Annotated in this window: 18 protein-coding genes; 1 reads left to right on the plus strand and 17 read right to left on the minus strand. The window is 46.7% G+C overall.

Features of this window, described 5'->3' with window-relative positions:
- Positions 1 to 45: 45 nt before the first annotated feature.
- The 5 genes from C170_RS10435 to C170_RS10455 all read right to left on the minus strand — a co-directional run bounded on the left by C170_RS10435 (position 46) and on the right by C170_RS10455 (position 5,607).
- Positions 46 to 756, minus strand: a complete 711-nt coding sequence (locus C170_RS10435; RefSeq protein ID WP_036609226.1) for a hypothetical protein — start codon at positions 754 to 756, stop codon at positions 46 to 48.
- Positions 753 to 1,808, minus strand: a complete 1,056-nt coding sequence (locus C170_RS30025) for an ATP-binding cassette domain-containing protein (RefSeq protein WP_051447121.1) — start codon at positions 1,806 to 1,808, stop codon at positions 753 to 755. Before C170_RS30025 ends, C170_RS10435 begins: the two co-directional genes overlap by 4 nt.
- A 6-nt stretch (positions 1,809 to 1,814) precedes the next feature.
- Complete coding sequence (gene argS / locus C170_RS10445) at positions 1,815 to 3,545, minus strand: arginine--tRNA ligase (protein WP_036609228.1); 1,731 nt, start codon at positions 3,543 to 3,545, stop codon at positions 1,815 to 1,817.
- A 535-nt stretch (positions 3,546 to 4,080) separates the two neighbouring features.
- Positions 4,081 to 4,416 (minus strand): four-helix bundle copper-binding protein, encoded by a 336-nt coding sequence (locus C170_RS10450; protein WP_036609230.1) that lies wholly within the window; start codon positions 4,414 to 4,416, stop codon positions 4,081 to 4,083.
- A 72-nt stretch (positions 4,417 to 4,488) separates the two neighbouring features.
- Positions 4,489 to 5,607 carry a CobW family GTP-binding protein gene (locus tag C170_RS10455; protein WP_036609232.1) on the minus strand — a complete coding sequence of 373 codons (1,119 nt, stop codon included), beginning with the start codon at positions 5,605 to 5,607 and terminating at the stop codon, positions 4,489 to 4,491.
- 171 nt (positions 5,608 to 5,778) lie between these two features.
- Between C170_RS10455 and C170_RS10460 the strand changes: the two genes are divergently transcribed.
- On the plus strand, positions 5,779 to 6,297 hold the full coding sequence (locus C170_RS10460) for a MogA/MoaB family molybdenum cofactor biosynthesis protein (protein WP_036609234.1): 519 nt from the start codon (positions 5,779 to 5,781) through the stop codon (positions 6,295 to 6,297).
- A 76-nt stretch (positions 6,298 to 6,373) separates the two neighbouring features.
- Here the strand turns inward: C170_RS10460 and C170_RS10465 are convergent, their stop codons facing one another.
- From C170_RS10465 to C170_RS10520, 12 genes are all read right to left on the minus strand, one after another.
- The gene (locus tag C170_RS10465) at positions 6,374 to 6,928 is read right to left on the minus strand and encodes a hypothetical protein (RefSeq protein WP_036609236.1); all 555 of its coding nucleotides are present in this window, start codon (positions 6,926 to 6,928) and stop codon (positions 6,374 to 6,376) included.
- Positions 6,929 to 7,002: 74 nt separating this feature from the next.
- On the minus strand, positions 7,003 to 8,022 hold the full coding sequence (locus C170_RS10470; RefSeq protein ID WP_036609239.1) for an oxidoreductase: 1,020 nt from the start codon (positions 8,020 to 8,022) through the stop codon (positions 7,003 to 7,005).
- A 111-nt stretch (positions 8,023 to 8,133) separates the two neighbouring features.
- Complete coding sequence (locus tag C170_RS10475) at positions 8,134 to 8,787, minus strand: hypothetical protein (RefSeq protein WP_036609241.1); 654 nt, start codon at positions 8,785 to 8,787, stop codon at positions 8,134 to 8,136.
- Between the two features lie 397 nt (positions 8,788 to 9,184).
- A complete protein-coding gene (locus C170_RS10480) occupies positions 9,185 to 10,639 on the minus strand; it encodes a nicotinate phosphoribosyltransferase (RefSeq protein WP_036609243.1) in 1,455 nt (484 codons plus the stop codon).
- A gap of 197 nt (positions 10,640 to 10,836) precedes the next feature.
- Positions 10,837 to 11,394 (minus strand): cysteine hydrolase family protein, encoded by a 558-nt coding sequence (locus tag C170_RS10485; protein ID WP_036609245.1) that lies wholly within the window; start codon positions 11,392 to 11,394, stop codon positions 10,837 to 10,839.
- Positions 11,395 to 11,461: 67 nt separating this feature from the next.
- Positions 11,462 to 12,265, minus strand: a complete 804-nt coding sequence (locus C170_RS10490) for an NUDIX hydrolase (protein WP_036609248.1) — start codon at positions 12,263 to 12,265, stop codon at positions 11,462 to 11,464.
- Between the two features lie 78 nt (positions 12,266 to 12,343).
- The gene (locus C170_RS10495) at positions 12,344 to 12,748 is read right to left on the minus strand and encodes a PaaI family thioesterase (protein ID WP_036609249.1); all 405 of its coding nucleotides are present in this window, start codon (positions 12,746 to 12,748) and stop codon (positions 12,344 to 12,346) included.
- A gap of 209 nt (positions 12,749 to 12,957) precedes the next feature.
- Positions 12,958 to 13,371, minus strand: coding sequence for a RicAFT regulatory complex protein RicA family protein (locus C170_RS10500; RefSeq protein WP_197997748.1), 414 nt, complete (start codon positions 13,369 to 13,371; stop codon positions 12,958 to 12,960).
- 302 nt (positions 13,372 to 13,673) lie between these two features.
- Positions 13,674 to 15,230: a tRNA (N6-isopentenyl adenosine(37)-C2)-methylthiotransferase MiaB gene (gene miaB, locus C170_RS10505; RefSeq protein WP_036609253.1), complete on the minus strand. Its 1,557-nt coding sequence runs from the start codon at positions 15,228 to 15,230 to the stop codon at positions 13,674 to 13,676.
- A gap of 312 nt (positions 15,231 to 15,542) precedes the next feature.
- The gene (gene pduL, locus C170_RS10510) at positions 15,543 to 16,115 is read right to left on the minus strand and encodes a phosphate propanoyltransferase (protein WP_017689107.1); all 573 of its coding nucleotides are present in this window, start codon (positions 16,113 to 16,115) and stop codon (positions 15,543 to 15,545) included.
- A 193-nt stretch (positions 16,116 to 16,308) separates the two neighbouring features.
- Positions 16,309 to 17,310 (minus strand): dipeptidase, encoded by a 1,002-nt coding sequence (locus C170_RS10515; RefSeq protein ID WP_442789455.1) that lies wholly within the window; start codon positions 17,308 to 17,310, stop codon positions 16,309 to 16,311.
- An 85-nt stretch (positions 17,311 to 17,395) separates the two neighbouring features.
- Complete coding sequence (locus tag C170_RS10520; RefSeq protein ID WP_007430104.1) at positions 17,396 to 17,656, minus strand: stage V sporulation protein S; 261 nt, start codon at positions 17,654 to 17,656, stop codon at positions 17,396 to 17,398.
- Between the last annotated feature and the right edge of the window lie 87 nt (positions 17,657 to 17,743).

Raw genomic sequence — 17,743 nt, forward strand, 5'->3', positions numbered from 1 at the left:
TAACCAAACCAAGAGCAACATTCAAGTTATCGGGAAGCGCGTCTTCTAACTCCGCAGATCTCTTCTTCCGGACAGCCACACATGGATGATTAGTAACCCTAATGCATAGAGCACAGTCCACAGCATAACCGAAACAAAAGAGTCCATCTTTGATTCATCAAATAACATCATCTCACGAACCAGATAAAAGGCTGGTGGAAGAATGCGGCCAAGCCATTCTAACGATCCAGGCAAACGTTCACTTAAGGAACCTTGGATAAACGATAGTAATAATACAATAATGAGAGCAGGCATACTTCGACTAAGCAAGGGAATGTACGATTTTTGAAAAAATACACTGATGCCCAATCCCAGCAACGATAACCCCAGATGTCCTAACCAAGTCATCATCCACTCCTCACCTGTAGGTTGTTTCTCGAACATTCCCGCGAACACGGGATACAGCACAGTGATTACGGTGAGCATGAATTGCATTATCCAGGCACAGATGAGTTGACTTGTTACCACCTTACGCCTGCTTCCTGTATGAAGGACAAGTAATTGATACTGCTTAGCAGGATCGGTATTCATCACCATTACTCCGAGCCAAGCAGCTGCCAGAAATAACAGCATAGCCGTAACACTGTAACTGTCCGCAATAGGGTTGGGTTTGTAGGAATAGATCAGCAGCATGGCGATGATATAAAAGATAACCGGTGCAAAATATTTCTGTGAGCGAATGTGATGCCTTAACAAATATCGGGTCAGATAGATCATTTGACTTCTCCCCCCGCATCATCCATGGAAGAGCTTAAGTCCACAGATTCTGTGACACCTTCACGACTCGCATGTACAGCTGGATGTTGTCCTTCCAGCAGACTTTCCATATGTAATTGACTTTCTTCCTGTTGTACAGACACAACCGAACCTCCGGAAGCCAGAATCATTCTGAGGACATCATCTGTTGATTGTTGAACTACTTTCCAATCCCACAACCAAACATTGGATATCCCTGAGCTTGTATTACGAACTAAAGACAGCACTCCCGGTTGTTGTATGATAGATAGATCGTTAACCAGATCCTCTCCAGCTTTCGTCAGACTTTGAATACGTACAACGGGTTCGCCAGCTTGAAGTATATCTTCACGACTCCAGTAGCGGAGCACGCTGCCTTTTTTCAACACAATCACATGGTCTGCCAAACGTTCAATTAGCAACGGTTCATGACAAGCTGTAACGATGGATGTCCCTTCATCCTTCCATTGCCCCAATAAGGATACAATGCCCTCTTGAGCTGGAATATCCAAGCCTGACAACGGTTCATCCAGCAGCAAAAGTCCACCCGGTCCAGGTAACAGGGCCTGAATCAAATTTACTTTTTGCAGTGTACCCTTCGATAATAAGGATAACTTCTGATCGATCGCGGTATCCAGATATAAAAGTTCACTAAGTTCTCTAATCCGCCCACGCAGTACTTCGGGGCGAATGCCCCGAATACGACCCATATCCCACAAGTACTCTCCAGAGGTAAAGGGTAAACGTGGCAGGCCATCTACTGCATACCCATCAGAACCCTTCATTGTGCGCTGGATCGATCCTGTATCGGGTAACAAAATACCTGCCAACATACGTAGCAACGTGCTTTTGCCCGAGCCGTTTCTGCCAACAAATACAGCACATTCGCCCTGCTTCACTTCCAGATTAATTTCATCAAGTACTTGAGCATTACCTAATCGCTTGCTAACTTGTTGAAGCAACATACCTCGACCTGATGAGTCTGGTACATCTTGATTGGCTTTCTTGAAAAGTCCACGTTTACTCCATATCACCTGGGATCACATCCGTTCTGGAGCTTGCACACCTAGCAAATGTAAACTGTACGCGAGGCGTTCGGCAGTCCGTTTGGCCAATGCCACTCGGAAGGATCTTACATCAGATGACGCATCCGCAATGCGTTCGGCGTGATAGAAGCGGTTGAACGCCTGAGCCACATCTATTGTATATTTGGCAATGACCGAAGGCTCATTCCGATGAATTGCTTTTTCCAGATACTCGGGATATTCACCAAGCAGTTTCAGCAATGCCCATGAGGTATCTCCGATACTGGATGAAGTAGTCCCTGTGTCATTTACATCATCTGCAATCGTGCCGTTAGTCAAAGGGTTTTCATTTTCCACGCGGATCGCCTCTTCTGCCTTGGCAAGCACACTTTGAATCCGGGCATGGGTATACTGCACATAAGGTCCGGTCTCCCCTTCAAAACTCACAGCATCTTCCAGTGAGAAGTCCACATCATTAAGCCGATTATTACGCAGATCACCGAAGATAATGGCTCCGACACCGACCGCCTCGGCCACCTTCTGAGGGTTCTCCATATTCGGGTTTTTCTCCTGAATAATCTGTAGTGCACGAGCAACTGCCTCATCCAACACTTCCTGCAAAAAGACGACTTTACCGCGACGCGTAGACATTTTCCGTCCCTCAAAACGCATTAATCCAAACGGGATATGTTCACATTTCGCAGACCACTCATGTCCCATCCGAGATAGGACAGCAAATACCTGACGGAAATGAAGCTTCTGCTCGCCTCCGACCACGTATAACAACCGATCTGCCTTCATCACCTCATGACGATAGACCGCCGTAGCCAAATCCCGTGTAGGATAGATTGTTGTTCCGTCTTTTTTGATAATTAGACACGGAGGCATGTTCTCGTCCTCCAGATGTACCACAAGTGCTCCATCACTCTCTTCAAGTAAACCTTTCGCCTTGAGTTCTTCAACCACCGCACCCATCTTGTCATTGTAAAAGCTTTCCCCCAGCGTATGGTCAAATTGTACGTTCAGACGTTCATACATCCGGTTGAATTCCTTCATGCTTACTTCCACAAAGAACGCCCATAATCGCTGTGCTTCCTCATCCCCTTGCTCCAGCTTGCGGAACCATTCCCGTGCCTCAATCTCCAGAGATGGATCGTTCTCTGCCTCATCATGGAAGCGCACATACAGCTCCAGGGACGTACGGATGGGGTCTGCCTGCAACGCTTCCTCATTGCCCCACCGTTTGTATGCTGCGATCTGCTTGCCAAACTGTGTTCCCCAGTCTCCCAGATGATTCACACTTACAGAGGTATAACCCGCTTCGTTGTACAACCGATACAATGCTGCACCGATTACAGTAGAACGCAAATGTCCAATTCCGAAGGGTTTCGCGATGTTAGGGGAAGACATATCAATCACAACACGTGAACCTTGACCAAGCTGAAGCTTACCAAATGCGGCATTCCCCAGTTCTTTTAGCAGATTCGGCGCGAGCTTCTCCCGATTGAAACGGATATTTACATACGGCCCAGCGGGAGTCGCTTCAATTCCAGAGGCCTGCAATCCAGTTGCGAGCTCGGTTGCAATGACTGCGGGTGCTTTTTTTAATGACTTCGCCAATACAAAACAAGGGAATGCTGCATCACCCATCTCCGCCTGCGGTGGGACCTCCAGTAATCTCATAACCTCTTTTTCGTTCAATCCCGTTAAAGGGGCAATATCGGCCGCAGCCTGCTTCATCAACATGTCAAACACTCCTTATCCATTCATTATTGGCTGAAAATAAACACAAAAAAGCTCTCGTCTCTACATAAGAGACGAGAGCTGACTTAACAGTTCCCGCGGTACCACTCTAGGTGAACAGCTACTCTTAATATGCATCAACGTACATATCGGTAGAACCTGTTCCGCTCGATGCGTATAACGGTCGCAAGCCGGGTTACCCTCAGACAGATATGGCCTATCCCCAATCGGGATACGTACCTCTTTTCGGATAACCATCTCACGGGTGCGGTTCACTCAGGTCATGTCATACCGGCTTCCACCTCTCCCGGCTCGCTGTCATGTATGGATCTGGCTACTCTCCCGATCATTGATATTCTTCAATTCAATTCATTGCCATCATTATACATACCACGATCAGACTTGGCAACCTACATTAAAAATCCCCTACTGAAAGGCAACACATAGGCACATCGTCTCAGATGCTTGTGTTCACTGCCTTCCCTTAGGGGACAACGGTCATTATCGGTTTTAATTATATATTCCAGTGAAATAATATTTACGCCACTGCTGCCATCAACCGGCAAGCTTCTGCACATCTGCGGCAAGCCTCTGCACATGCTTGGCAGTGATCATGGTGGTGTTTGCCACACTCAGCGGCGCAAGCTTCACAAGCTTTCACACACAATTCGCATATTTCAGCAATGAAATCACTTCCACGTGTCATCGCTTGTGCAGCAAAACTGCAGATCTCCGCACATTCCCGATTCAAACGAATGCAATCACGCAACATCGCCAGATCATATTCTTTCAGACTCGATATGTAACATACGTTGCATGCATTCATGCACTCCAGGCAAGCATCGATACATTGTTGATATTGTTGTTGTGTCATTTAAAGTTCCCCCCAGGCAAAGTTTGCTATGCATCTTAATACCCAGTTTGGAGGAATATTGAATCATCTAACCTACTTTATCGCTTCCAATTCCAGTAATTGGTCACGAATGACAGTTTGGTCAAAATGCTCACCTATAAACACAGCAACATTAGGGACCTCTCCCTGAGGTGTGATCTTCATGTAATCCGATTCACGGTAGGCATACTGAAACCAGAAACGGCTCGCCGTGTCACTAAACGATAAAATACCTTTTGCTCGATACACATCCCGTGGCAAAGCAGATACAAATTGTTCAAATGCTTCGCTGTTCACCGGATGACTGAAATAATGCGTATACACCATGACATGTTCGTGTGATGCATGAGGCGCAGAATGCTCGTGACTGTGGGCATGGACATGGCTATGGGATGCTTCAGTATTCGTATCATCGCCTTGGACTGTATGATCTGTATGTTCATGACCATGACTGCATCCATGTGTACCACAGGCTTCTGTATGCACATGATGCTCTTGGTGAGCCGGCTTGTCTACTTCAGAAGCTGAATCACGTACATGCACGTCTGCCCCGCTGCGAAGCAACAGATCCATCTCTACCTCACATTTCACCGTAGGAATTACAGGGGCGAAGCCATTCCATTTTGCCAAAAGCTGCTCCAGATCCTGCAGTTCCTGTGCACTCACCCGATCCGTTTTATTCAAGAGAAGCACAGACGCACAACGAATCTGCTCCTGCATCAGTTTGAACGTCTGCCCCTTCTGCTCCTGATACAGGCCAGATAGATGTGCTGCATCCACAACAGTAATGAGACTTTTCAGTTCCAGTCGCATGTAGAGTGAGGTCTCCGTTACCGCATCCAGAATCTCCATTGGATTCGCCGCACCGGTTGCTTCAATGATGATCACATCCGGTGATTCCTCCTGAACGAGATCGGCAAGTTGCAATCCCAAGTCACCACGTACGGTACAACAGATGCAGCCACCTAACATCTCTGTCATTGGAACGGTGGAATCCACAATCTGACCATCCAGATTGACTTCGCCCAACTCATTCATAACCACTGCGGGACGCAAACCCTGCTGTTGCCAATGTTCAATCAACTGAACAAGCAGTGTTGTTTTGCCACTCCCCAAAAAACCTGACAGTATATATACAGGTATGGATTGTTCTTTTATAATCGTTTTATTCATACGTATACACCTCTCTGATTGTCCTTCTTGTAACCTAGTCTATCTATATCTAGCGAGTGTACACCATCCCGCATTCGTTGTGCAATAACGTTCAACTCTTCCCCAGTACATTGCCTGATTCTAACGGATGGTCTATGCTATGAGGACATGTTGATTGAAGGAGGAAGTTTCATGACTAATTCAGTGGAACAACATCGCCAGGAAGCCCCTGACACGGTATCGTGCATGATTGTTACAGTGTCTGACACACGAACTAAAGACACCGATACCAGTGGCCAGCTCATGCACCAGCTTTTGAATGAAGCGGGTTATCAGATTGTTGAATACATCATCACACCAGATGAAACGGAGAACATTCGAAGCATCCTGCAAGATGCAGCTGTTCGTGATGATATTGAAGCCGTGTTGCTTAGCGGCGGAACAGGGATTGCACCCCGAGATACAACTTATGAAGCAGTATCCTCACTACTCGACAAGGAACTCCCGGGCTTTGGTGAGATCTTCCGTTTTCTCAGTTACACCGAAGATATCGGTTCCGCTGCCATCCTGAGCAGAGCCGTCGCTGGAACGATTGGACGCACAGCCGTATTCTCCATGCCGGGTTCCAAAGGAGCTGTCAAATTGGCCATGGAAAAACTCATTCTGCCCGAGCTGCGGCATGTCATGCGTGAAATATATAAACCCGTCTGAAAGATCAGACGGGTTTTTCGGGTTTATTTTCAGCTGTACGGTAAGGATTGAAAGTTTTCTGTGCTCCCATCTTCTCTTACCTTAGTTGCCCCAACACATGTTGGAACACCTGCATAACATCCTGTTCATACTTGTCCTTTTCCCCACCGGAAGCTGTATAAACGAGTGAGACGTACCCTTTGCTACGAATCGTTGTCCGGCCAAGCGCATTCTCCAAGACAGCCTCATCACGATTCTCACTATACATTTGTTTCATGCTGGCCGCCCGGGTTGTCGCATCACTGAAAATATGGACTTTCACGATGTGTCTGCCACTTCCATTCAACAAATACATATAAGAGATCCCGCCATGGTCGTCATCGGCAGACATGTTATTCATAAGTTGAATGCCTTTTGCTTCAAAACTCTTACTGATCTCACTCACCAATTCACCGTTTAATCCGTGTCCTTGACTCTGTGCCCGCACATTTCCTTCATCTGTCGCTTCACGGGTGTAGACCTTCCGCTCCTGTTCAATGGATGATCCCGAACAAGCCACCAGGGACCAGATACTCGTGATCAACACGCCACTTACAAGTACCGACTTCATTGTTCTTCCAACCAGACTTCGGCCTTTTCTACCAAACCACATACCAATCCTTCCTTTCCAGCCACTTGTACTGTGACCCAATCAGGTAGAATTAGCATGTCTAAGGACTTAGAATCTTATGCGGATGGCAGATCTGATATTGTATTGACCACCGTACGACCTACTGCACCACCTTGGAGTATCGTCTCCAGCGTATGAGGCAATTGATCTAGAGAGATCTCCCGGATTCCCAGTTCCAGCGCGCGCTCCGGTTTCCATTCTCCGCCGAGCAGTTTCCACAATCGTTCCCGACGTTCCATCGGACAATATACAGAGTCTATACCCATAAGCTGGATTCCACGCAAAATAAACGGAAGTACCGTAGATTCAAAAGCTGTGCCTCCAGTTAACCCGGATACCGCTACCGCACCTCCGTATTGAACCTGTTTCAATCGCTCCGCAAGAGCCGGTCCTCCTGTTGGATCAACAACTCCCGCCCATAGCTGTTTCCCCATCGCTCCTTTAGCTGGAGTATCAGCTTCTTCACGAGTAATGACCTCTGAGGCTCCCAAGTTTCTAAGCAATGGCTCCTCCTGCTCCTTCTTGCCTGTGCTGGCTGTTACTTCAAAGCCAAGCTTCGCCAGAATCGCTACTGCCATACTGCCAACACCACCCGTTGCACCCGTAACCAGAACCTTGCCCATCTCCGGTGTCACTCCAGCCTGTAACAGCGCATCTACCGAAAGTGCAGCCGTAAATCCTGCGGTTCCAATTGCCATGGCCTCTTTCTCACTGAGACCTGGTGGCAGAGGTACCAGCCATTCACTGCGCAGACGCGCATACTCGCTGTATCCTCCGTAATGGGATACGCCAGGTTCAAATCCTGTACTGATCACCCGATCTCCTGGTGCAAAACGTCCACTGACCGACTCCTCTACCGTTCCGGCCAGATCAATTCCCGGTACCATCGGGTACTCACGAACGACACCGCCTTTGTCAAGGGTAGCGAGTCCGTCTTTATAATTGACACTGGAATACTGCACCTGTACCGTTACATTTCCATTTGGCAGATCTTCCTTCTTCAATTGCTCTATAGTAGCTTTCACTCCGCCCTGTTCTTCTTTACGGACCACATATGCGTTAAAATGGTTTTTCATCTATAGCCACTCCTCTTTTGGATTTTATATATTTTTCCATTAAGCACATGAATTGTTCGCATTCAGGCTTAACGGCTCCGTTTACCTATGGAATTCTTCAAATATTGATGATCAAACTCTGTCTCTCCTGAGCGTCAACAGATAGATTAGGGGACCCACAATAGGGATGATGCCTGCCGCGGTCCAAGCTGCTGAACGTCGACTCACTTTAGTATCCCTGTATATCGCAATCATGGAAAGTAAGGTCAGCAGTACAAAATCAATCGTCATGATATGTACAAAGGCAGATTGATTGAATGCTTCCATATATACATCCGGATGACCTTGCGTCACGGCATAGAATGTTGCCCCCAGCGTTAACAGCAGAAGGACTACATGCGTCAGTTTGTGGGCTGCTACCCGTCCAATTCCCGACTCCCACTGACGACCAAAATGTAAGGTTGTGTAACCCGAAGCCCTATTTGCGGACGATGACCATGCATAATAGGGAAGCAGGGCAAAAGCACCCAGTCCAAAAGAAAGTATGACAAAAGGCCAAGCCGGTACACGGCCACCTCGTTCTTTCACAGATGTTCTTAACAGCATACAGGCATAAACTGCCGGGAAAATACCTAACCACGAAAATACCGTAAGTAACCAAGGTTCTTTGCTTTGCATTGTAATCAGTTCTTTGAATATCGGATCACTTCCAGGTGACTGCCCCGGTGCTAACAACAATGCATAGGCAATAAAAGCGATCCAGACCAGTCCTAATATCCATCTCATGTCTGCACCTCCTCTTACTTTCATCCCCTACAGCTGCAGGATTGAAACAATGCGATGCAGAATTTGGCGGCTCCTGCGCTTTCCCGAGAAATAATTACTGCTTTTCCCCTACAACCTCTTGAATTATGAATGATTATTATCCAGTATAGCCTGCTACCTTGGCAGTCTGTCCATGAGATTTCTTACATCACTGGTCCACCTCATCGGGATCATAAGAATAACGTCTATCAACAATCCGACGTACTTTCACAGAAGACAGAACCCGTATAGCGGAAATTTTGCTTGCGATCATCGAATCGTTCAACTCTGCTAAGAACGTATACATTTTATAGGCAGCAAAAAGGCATAAGCCAGTATCCCTCACTGGTTATGCCTCTCTGTAATTCTTATATGTGAATTATTCCTCTGTGGATTTCACATGTTCCGCAATGAGCTTCTGCTTCATATTCCATGCCGCAGGGCTGATGTTCACACGGTAGATCTCCGGGTTGAGCTTCCGTTGGTATTCAGGCCAGAAGAGGTTCATCTGTTCCCGGTGATACGCACGAATCTCATCCAGATTAGGCAGTTCATACACTTTACGTCCATTCACAAAGATTGGCTCCAGCATATTCACCGCTTCGTAGCGGGTAACCGTCTTTTTCAGGTAAGGGTGTAGCGGGTTGAACAGCTTGAGCGGTCCGCCCTGTAGCGGCTGCTCTTCCTCTGGATAGCAGATATAATCTGCAATCGCCTTGCCATGTTTCGGATCAATAATCCGGAACACTTCCTTTTTACCTGGAGTGGACACCTTTTCAGGATTGGCAGATATTTTAATCGTAGGCAGCATGGCACCATCCACTTCACGCTCCACTAATTTATATACTCCACCCAAAGATGGTTGGTCAGAAGCCGTAATCAACTGTGTACCAACACCCCATGTATCAATCCGTGCTCCCTGAGCCTTCAGGTTGAAAATCGTATTTTCATCCAAATCATTGGATGCTACAATTTTCACATAATCCAGCCCAGCCTCATCCAACATCTGACGTGCCTGAATCGACAAGTACGCAAGGTCACCACTGTCCAGACGAATCGCATTCATCTTTTTGCCTTGGCTCTCCAACTTCTTGGCTGTCTTGATGGCGTGAGGTACTCCACTGTTCAACGTGTCAAAGGTATCAACCAGCAGCGTAACCTGATCAGGCAAAACTTTGGCATACACGTCAAACGCCTCCTGTTCGCTCATAAAGCTCTGTACCCAGGAATGGGCATGTGTACCTGCTGTTGGGATTCCAAAGCGCTCTCCAGCCAGCATATTAGACGTTGCATCGAAGCCTGCTACATACGAGGCACGTGCGCCCCAGATGGCAGCATCCGCTTCCTGCGCTCGCCGTGTGCCGAATTCAAGCAACGTATCCTGCTGCGCTACCTGTTTGATCCGCGAAGCCTTAGTTGCAATCAACGTCTGATAATTCATGAAGTTAAGTATCGCCGTCTCCACCAATTGAGTCTCCATAATGGAGCCTTCTACCCGAATGAGCGGTTCGTCAGGGAAAACAATTGCACCCTCCTTCATGGAATGAATCGTCCCCTGAAATGAAAACTGGAGCAACTCTTCCAGAAAGACCGGATCGTAATTTTCCTCTTGTTTGGATAAAAATTTGATGTCGTCCATCGTAAACCGAAGCTGGCTGATATAGTTCACAATACGTTCCAATCCGGCAAATACCGCATATCCGTTACCAAAAGGAAGTTTACGGAAATAGGCTTCAAATACCGCCTTCCGCTTGTGAGTACCATTCACCCAATGGGCGTACATCATATTGATCTGATATTTATCCGTATGTAAAGCCAGGCTAGTTGTCTGCATTTGTCTCATCCTCTCTGACTTCCGCTCGTGCCCCCAGATTTCATCTGTGAACACGGGTTAACATATGGAGACTCATTCTTCATGATTCTGTTCATCCGTATTAAACAAACAAGTCTCCCGTAAAAAACTCTATACACCATTCACCACATTCATCCGGTTCCTAACATGGAGTCAACCAAACATGACTATGGAGTAAATTAAGCCAAGACTGTCTCGCTCGCCTTAACCACCGAAGCACCAAGGCTGGAACGAAAATGTCCAAGTGCCCACTCATGCCCTGCCGGATTGAAGCTGGCAACGGCATCTTCGTATACCGTAATATGAAAACCTTTATTGTAAGCGTCCACTGCGGTATGCAATATGCAAATATCCGTGCATACCCCAATCAGTGCAATATCCGTAATACCACGTGCACGCAGTCTGAGTTCCAGATCGGTCCCACAGAATGCACTATATCTCGTCTTATCCATCCACTGTATATCTGTTTTCCGTTCTTCCATCACTTGGGCAAGACGACCATATAACTGTCTTCCCTCCGTATTTCTGATGTTATGAGGTGGGAAAAGTACAGTCTCCGGGTGATACGGATCATTCTCTTCGTGCAGATCCACAGCCATGATTACCTCATGTTTGTTCTTACAATAGGCCTCGGTTACAGCTGCAATCGTCTCTTCGATCTCTACTGCCGGCTGACCTACAGGCAAAGAACCTGTCACAAAATCCTTCGTAAAATCAATGACAATCAGTGCTTTCATCGTCAACACTCCCTTAGCCCAGAAATGGTTGATCCTGATTCAATCAGATTGACACACCTATACATTATTACGTATAGATGGAAAGGCGTGGTACGAGTTCTGTAAAACGATATAGCTGCGCCGGACGCTGCGAGTACTGGTTGGAACTCACGAGGTTCCCCTCTTCATCTCTTACTTCTTCCACAATGCCTTTACGGCTGCGGGTAGACGTAATCTTGCGAATGAAGTTTGGTTCTTCGAAATCTGGTACAACACTTTGAATAACCTGATATAATTCACTTAATGTAAAATCACGTGGCAGGAACTGACGAGCAATCGTCGTTTCCAGCATCTGCTGTTGAATACGTCGATAAGCGTCTTCGATAATTGTTCTGTGATCAAAGGCCAGTTCCAGTTCTTGCAGCGCCTCCTGAATCGTGAACAATCCAACATCCTCAGCATCATCTGCTGCTTGGCGTTGATCCAGCATCCATTCTTCCACAAGCGCGAAAAATGCGTGTGAGATAATCCAGCCCCTCGGGTCACGACCCGGCTGACTGTATACATTCAAGTACTCCAGATGTCCACCATCTACACCTGTCTCTTCCATCAACTCACGCTTCGCTGCACCGTAGATGGATTCATTCTCCTGACAAAATCCACCGGGTAATGCCCATCTGCCTGCAAAAGGCCAGCCTTTGCGCTTGATCAGCATCACTTTCAGTTCCCGAATGGGAAGTGTCTTCGTCACCGTCTTGCGCTCCCGCTTGGTTAAGGTGAACATAACGATATCCGCAGGAACACCATCGGGGGTACGATATTTTTGGGAACTATAAGCACGTGCTGCTTGTTCGTCGCTCTCTGCATTGAAGTGTTCGTAGTTTTCGCTCATGGGCACCACCGACTATTTTCATTTTGATAATTTCATTATGACATAATAATATCTTTTGTCAACCGCAGGATTCGTGCGTTACGTTCTCGGGCGTGCTATGCGGAATGTCGCCGTAGCCATACATCCCAACGTGCCCGATGCATCACGAACCTCCGATTGAGTCGTAACACTGCGTCCTGCTTGATGCAGTACCGTAGCTGTCACCGTTAATTCCCCTTGTTTCATTGGTGCAAGAAAATGTACGTTCAGATTTGTTGTCACACAGCCGTCTACTTCCATTGCTGCTGTTGCAACCATACCCATCGCCTGGTCCATCAGTGAAGTCAATACACCCCCATGAATAATCCCCATGGAGTTGGTATGATGTTCGCCTGCTGTCAACGCAATCTGTACTTCTTTTCCGTCTCCTTTAATATAACGACAGCCGAGAAATCCCCAGAATCGTCCGTCTCCGTCTTCCACCATTTTGTCCAAAATACTCATTATTCATTTCTCCTTTATTCACTGTACGTATCAAGCTCTCTTGATGTCATGTGCCTTTATCATTAAAAATCAGCCGCGCCACACAAAATAACCCCACAGCGTGGAGCTTTGCTTGGAATTATATTCCGAGTACTTGGCGATAGCCACTCCACATTAACGGTTATGTAATGTCAAAAAAGGCGCGGACAGCGTCCGCACCCTTCCGTCATTTAACCGCAACTGGTCGGAGGTGAATCCGTTCCAGCCTCCACGTTTACTTTTTCAGAAACCGTATCCCGGATTACAGAGATCACTAGTTGAAGCAAGTAGTTGATGTCGCTCTGGCTCTGCTGGAATTCCGTAACCAATGGAATACTGTCCAGTTCGCTTTGCAGATCTTCAATTTCCTGTTCAATTTTGCTGACCATCTCCACATTTTTAAAGCTTTCAAAAGCAACAATCTCTTTTTGTTTTTTCTTGATCGTTGCAATCAACTGCTGGATGCGCTCATGATCCCGAATTTTGGTTTCAGCCTGTTGAAACTGTCTAACTTCCTCACTCGTTCCGAGCATATCAGCCAATTCTTTGGCTTTTCCCATAATGTCGTCGCGTATGACCAGATTGCGCGTATCGTAGGTTGGCATTCCATAATGGTTGTACTGCACTTCTTCCTGCGCCACTGAAATCGCTCCATTCTATGAGATGATATAAGATGAAAACTCAATGTTGCATTAAGCTCAGTCGACTGCTGAGTGACCGCTGCGGTGTCGGATCGTTCTTTTGATCGCTGTTGTCTCCGAATTTTTTCGATTAAGATTGTTCAAGGTTAAAATTCGGAGACAAAGGCGAACGCTTCGCTTCTACAGAATCGATTCCGTCACCTTCGCTACGCTCGGCGTAACCCCGCTAAGTGCAAAAAATCATTCATCTTATTTGTGTGTGTGTATTACTGATTGGCAGCTACCGGCTCGGAGAGCAGGTTGCCCCTAATATAAAAAGTCATCGGATCGGTGATTTCCACTTGTACGAAAGTACCGATCAAATCTTTAGGTCCTTCAAAATGCACCAGCTTGTTGCTGCGTGTACGTCCTGCCAGAACTTCGGAATTCCGTTTGCTCTCGCCTTCAACGAGCACTTCAACGATTTTGCCGCGTTGCTCTTCATTGCTTCGGTGGCTGTATTCGTTGATCGTTTCGTTCAAGCGCTTCAAACGTTCCTTCTTCACTTCCATCGGTACGTTGTCTTCCATCACTGCAGCCGGTGTACCTTCACGCGGGGAATAAATAAAGGTATAGGCAAAATCATACCCTACTTCACGGACAAGGGAAAGTGTATCTTCAAACTGTTCTTCCGTTTCCCCCGGAAAACCAACAATAATATCCGTTGTCAACACAACATCCGGGATGGCCTTTTTAATTTTGTCAGCCAGCTTCAGATAGTGTTCCCGGTTATACTTGCGGCTCATACGTTTGAGTACTTCTGAACTGCCAGATTGCACCGGAAGATGAATGTGCTCCACCAGATTTCCGCCCTTGGCCAGCACTTCAATCAAGTGGTCATCAAAGTCACGTGGGTGACTGGTTGTAAAACGTACCCGCGGAATATCAATTTGGCGAATGGCATCCATCAAGTCACCAAAACTGTAGTTCAGGTCGGTGAAGTCCTTGCCGTACGCATTCACATTTTGACCAAGCAGCGTGATCTCCTTAAAGCCTTGTCGTGCCAAATCCCTAACTTCGGCAATGACATCTTCAGGACGACGGCTGCGTTCTTTGCCCCGCGTAAACGGAACGATGCAATATGTACAGAACTTGTCGCAGCCATACATAATATTCACCCAGCCGCGCATACCCTCACGTTTCTTCGGCAGGTTCTCAATAATGTCGCCTTCCTTGGACCATACCTCAACAACCATTTCTTTGCTGAACAACGCTTCCTGGATTAGATGTGGCAGTCGATGCACGTTATGTGTACCAAAGATCATATCCACAAAGCCATGCTTCTGCATGATTCGGTTGACGACGCCTTCTTCTTGGGACATACAACCGCATACGCCAAGTAACAATCCCGGACGTTCGAGTTTTAGCGTTTTCAGGTGACCGAGCTCACCAAATACTTTATCTTCCGCATTTTCCCGTATGGCACACGTATTGAGCAGAATAATATCAGCTTCTTTGCGATTCTCTGTAGCCTGATATCCCATAGACTCAAGGAGTCCTTTGATGGTCTCCGAGTCATGCTCGTTCATCTGACATCCATACGTATATACAATATAGTGTTTACCTTTCCCTATGTTTTTCAGTTCATCGGGAACGGCATTTTCGTAAAGCACCTGGACGTCTTCCTTGCCCCGCTGTTTCTCCTGACGATGATTGGGTTCCGATTTGATGTTAATCTCACGGCCCCGGATTCTTATCTTTTTGCTGAATTCATCTTGCGAAATTACTTTGGCATCGGAAAAATCAAAATATTGGGAGTAATCCTTTTTTGAGTCTTTAGCCATTTCCTTCGGTCACTCCTTACAGCCTCTATTAATAAAAAATCGTTCATTCATCCCTGTTCCACAAGAATATCTTGCTTGGAACATTAAAAGAGCATTACAGCAAATTATAGCATGAATTGGGCTGTAGTTCCACATCCAAAGCGCATCTCCCTTCGTCTAATCCGAAACATGCCATGCTCAGAAGAGCACTCAGAAAACACAAAAACCTGAGCCTTGCCGTCAGGGCTGGAATTAACCGGCCCCTGTTGGCTGTGCTCAGGTTTATATGTTATTCAGTCCGCCATAATTGGGGGCTGAAGCTATTACATGTAATTAATCGATGATTTCAGCAGTGTCGCCATTACGAGCGCCAGCAGCGTTAGCTTCATCTGTATCAATATGCATGTCCAGTGCAAAAGAATCGGATACACGAGCCAGTACATTTTCCAGTACAAGACCGCGATCTCCACCCAGACGAACTTTCAACATTTGTTTGTCCTCGATACCCCATTTAGCAGCATCAGAAGTATGGAAGTGAATGTGACGAGCAGCAACGATAACACCTTTATCAATCGTAACTTCGCCAGCAGGACCTTTAATTGTGATTCCTGGTGTACCTTCAATGCTTCCAGATTCACGTACAGGTGCTTTAACACCAATCGCAAATGAATCTGTCATGGAGATCTCCAGTTGCGTTTCAGGGCGAACAGGTCCAAGGATACGCACTTTATCAAACTGTCCTTTCGAACCAATTACCGCTACAGTTTCGTTAGCAGCGTATTGGCCAGGCTGGGACAGAGGTTTAAATTCAGTCAGTTCATAACCTTTGCCAAACAAAATTTCAACGTGCTCTTGGGATACATGAATGTGACGGGCAGATACGCCCACAGGTACTGTTTTACTCATTGTAAATTCACTCCTTGTTTATCTATGGCCTGTACTCAGGCTCTTAACAATCCAATGGTATTATACCCCTTTTTGGAGTGAAATGAAAACGAACTGGTGAAAATTCATGAAATACACTTATTTCACCATCATTCCCCTCCTTTATTTGGAAAACAAGTTTCAATTCAACACATTCAAAGCACACACCAGTTCACTATTTCATGGAATTCCCCTTCATCTGCATCTTCGGATTGCTCTCTGGCAAGTGTTCCCCCAGATAACTCATCGCATTCCCCCACAACCAGCCGCGCACTAAATGTTCATCATAATGCTTGAGCAGGATTTCCGTCAGTCTCGGATAATGTCCTGAATGTTCAAGTCTCTGAATATACGTTGAAATTCCATCAAAATCAGACCCCATCATCAGATGATGCTGCCCGCCGAGAGAACAGATCTCCTCAATATGAGGCAGCAGATCTTCTATACATACCTCACCCTCCTGCTTTACAAACCAGGGTACAAACGTCAGTCCGATCCGCCCTTCCCGGGCAATGATAGCCTGAATCTGATCGTCTTTCAGATTACGCACATGGGGACATACGCTATAACTGTTGGAATGGGAGGCGATAAAAGGACGTTTGCTCAAGTCAGCCAGTTCCCAGAAACCTTTCTCTGTCAGATGTGACACGTCGAGCAGCATTCCGATTTCATTACACTGGCGCACCAGTTCCTTCCCCTTCTCGGTCAGACCTGCTCCACGCTTCTCCATTACTCCGTCAGCCGCCCAATTGGCATAATTCCACGTTAGTCCAATAATTCGAACGCCCATCTGATAACATAACTCCAGATAGAACAGGTTGCCCTCCAGGCCATCCACACCCTCCAGTGTGATTAATCCCCACGGCCCCCCTGTTTGCCCCACCTGAGCCACCTGTTCACGCCATAACAACGTCTGTGTGCCGCCAGGCCGCTCCTGACTTCTCTCCACACGTCTTCGATAGATCTCCAACTGCCCCATGACATGTTCAAACTTGCCTCTGCCAAGTACTTCGGGTAAATAGATGGCGAACGCCTGCAATCCTACATTCCCCTCTTTCAAACGTTGCAAGTTCACATCCAGTTGTGGAGCATTTTCAAATGAAAGGGCAGGCTGCATCAAAATTTTGCTCAGTGCATCACAGTGAAAATCAGCTACACGCCAATCAGACATGGACATCTTAAACCCTCCTCCATATGTTATTGCAAAAAAACGCAAAAAAACCTGTCTACATCGTAAACAGGTTCAATGCATACTGCATGTATTATCTGGGCTCCACAATCAGCTTAATGGCCGTTCGGTCCTCGCCGTCGATCACAATGTCTGTAAAAGCTGGAATACAAATCAGGTCAACTCCGCTTGGTGCTACAAATCCCCGGGCTATCGCTACCGCTTTAATGGCTTGGTTCAGTGCTCCCGCTCCAATTGCCTGCAGTTCAGCATTTCCACGTTCACGAAGAACCCCTGCAAGAGCGCCGGCTACAGAATTAGGATTGGACTTTGCTGAAACTTTTAATACATCCATGGTAAGTACCTCCCTGGGAATGTTGAAAGTTTGTTTCCACTTACTAGATGTTATTCGCGGGAGGCAAAAAAATTCCTTCTTTTTAGA

It is taken from the genome of Paenibacillus sp. FSL H7-689, assembly GCF_000517905.1.
Classification (GTDB): domain Bacteria; phylum Bacillota; class Bacilli; order Paenibacillales; family Paenibacillaceae; genus Paenibacillus; species Paenibacillus amylolyticus.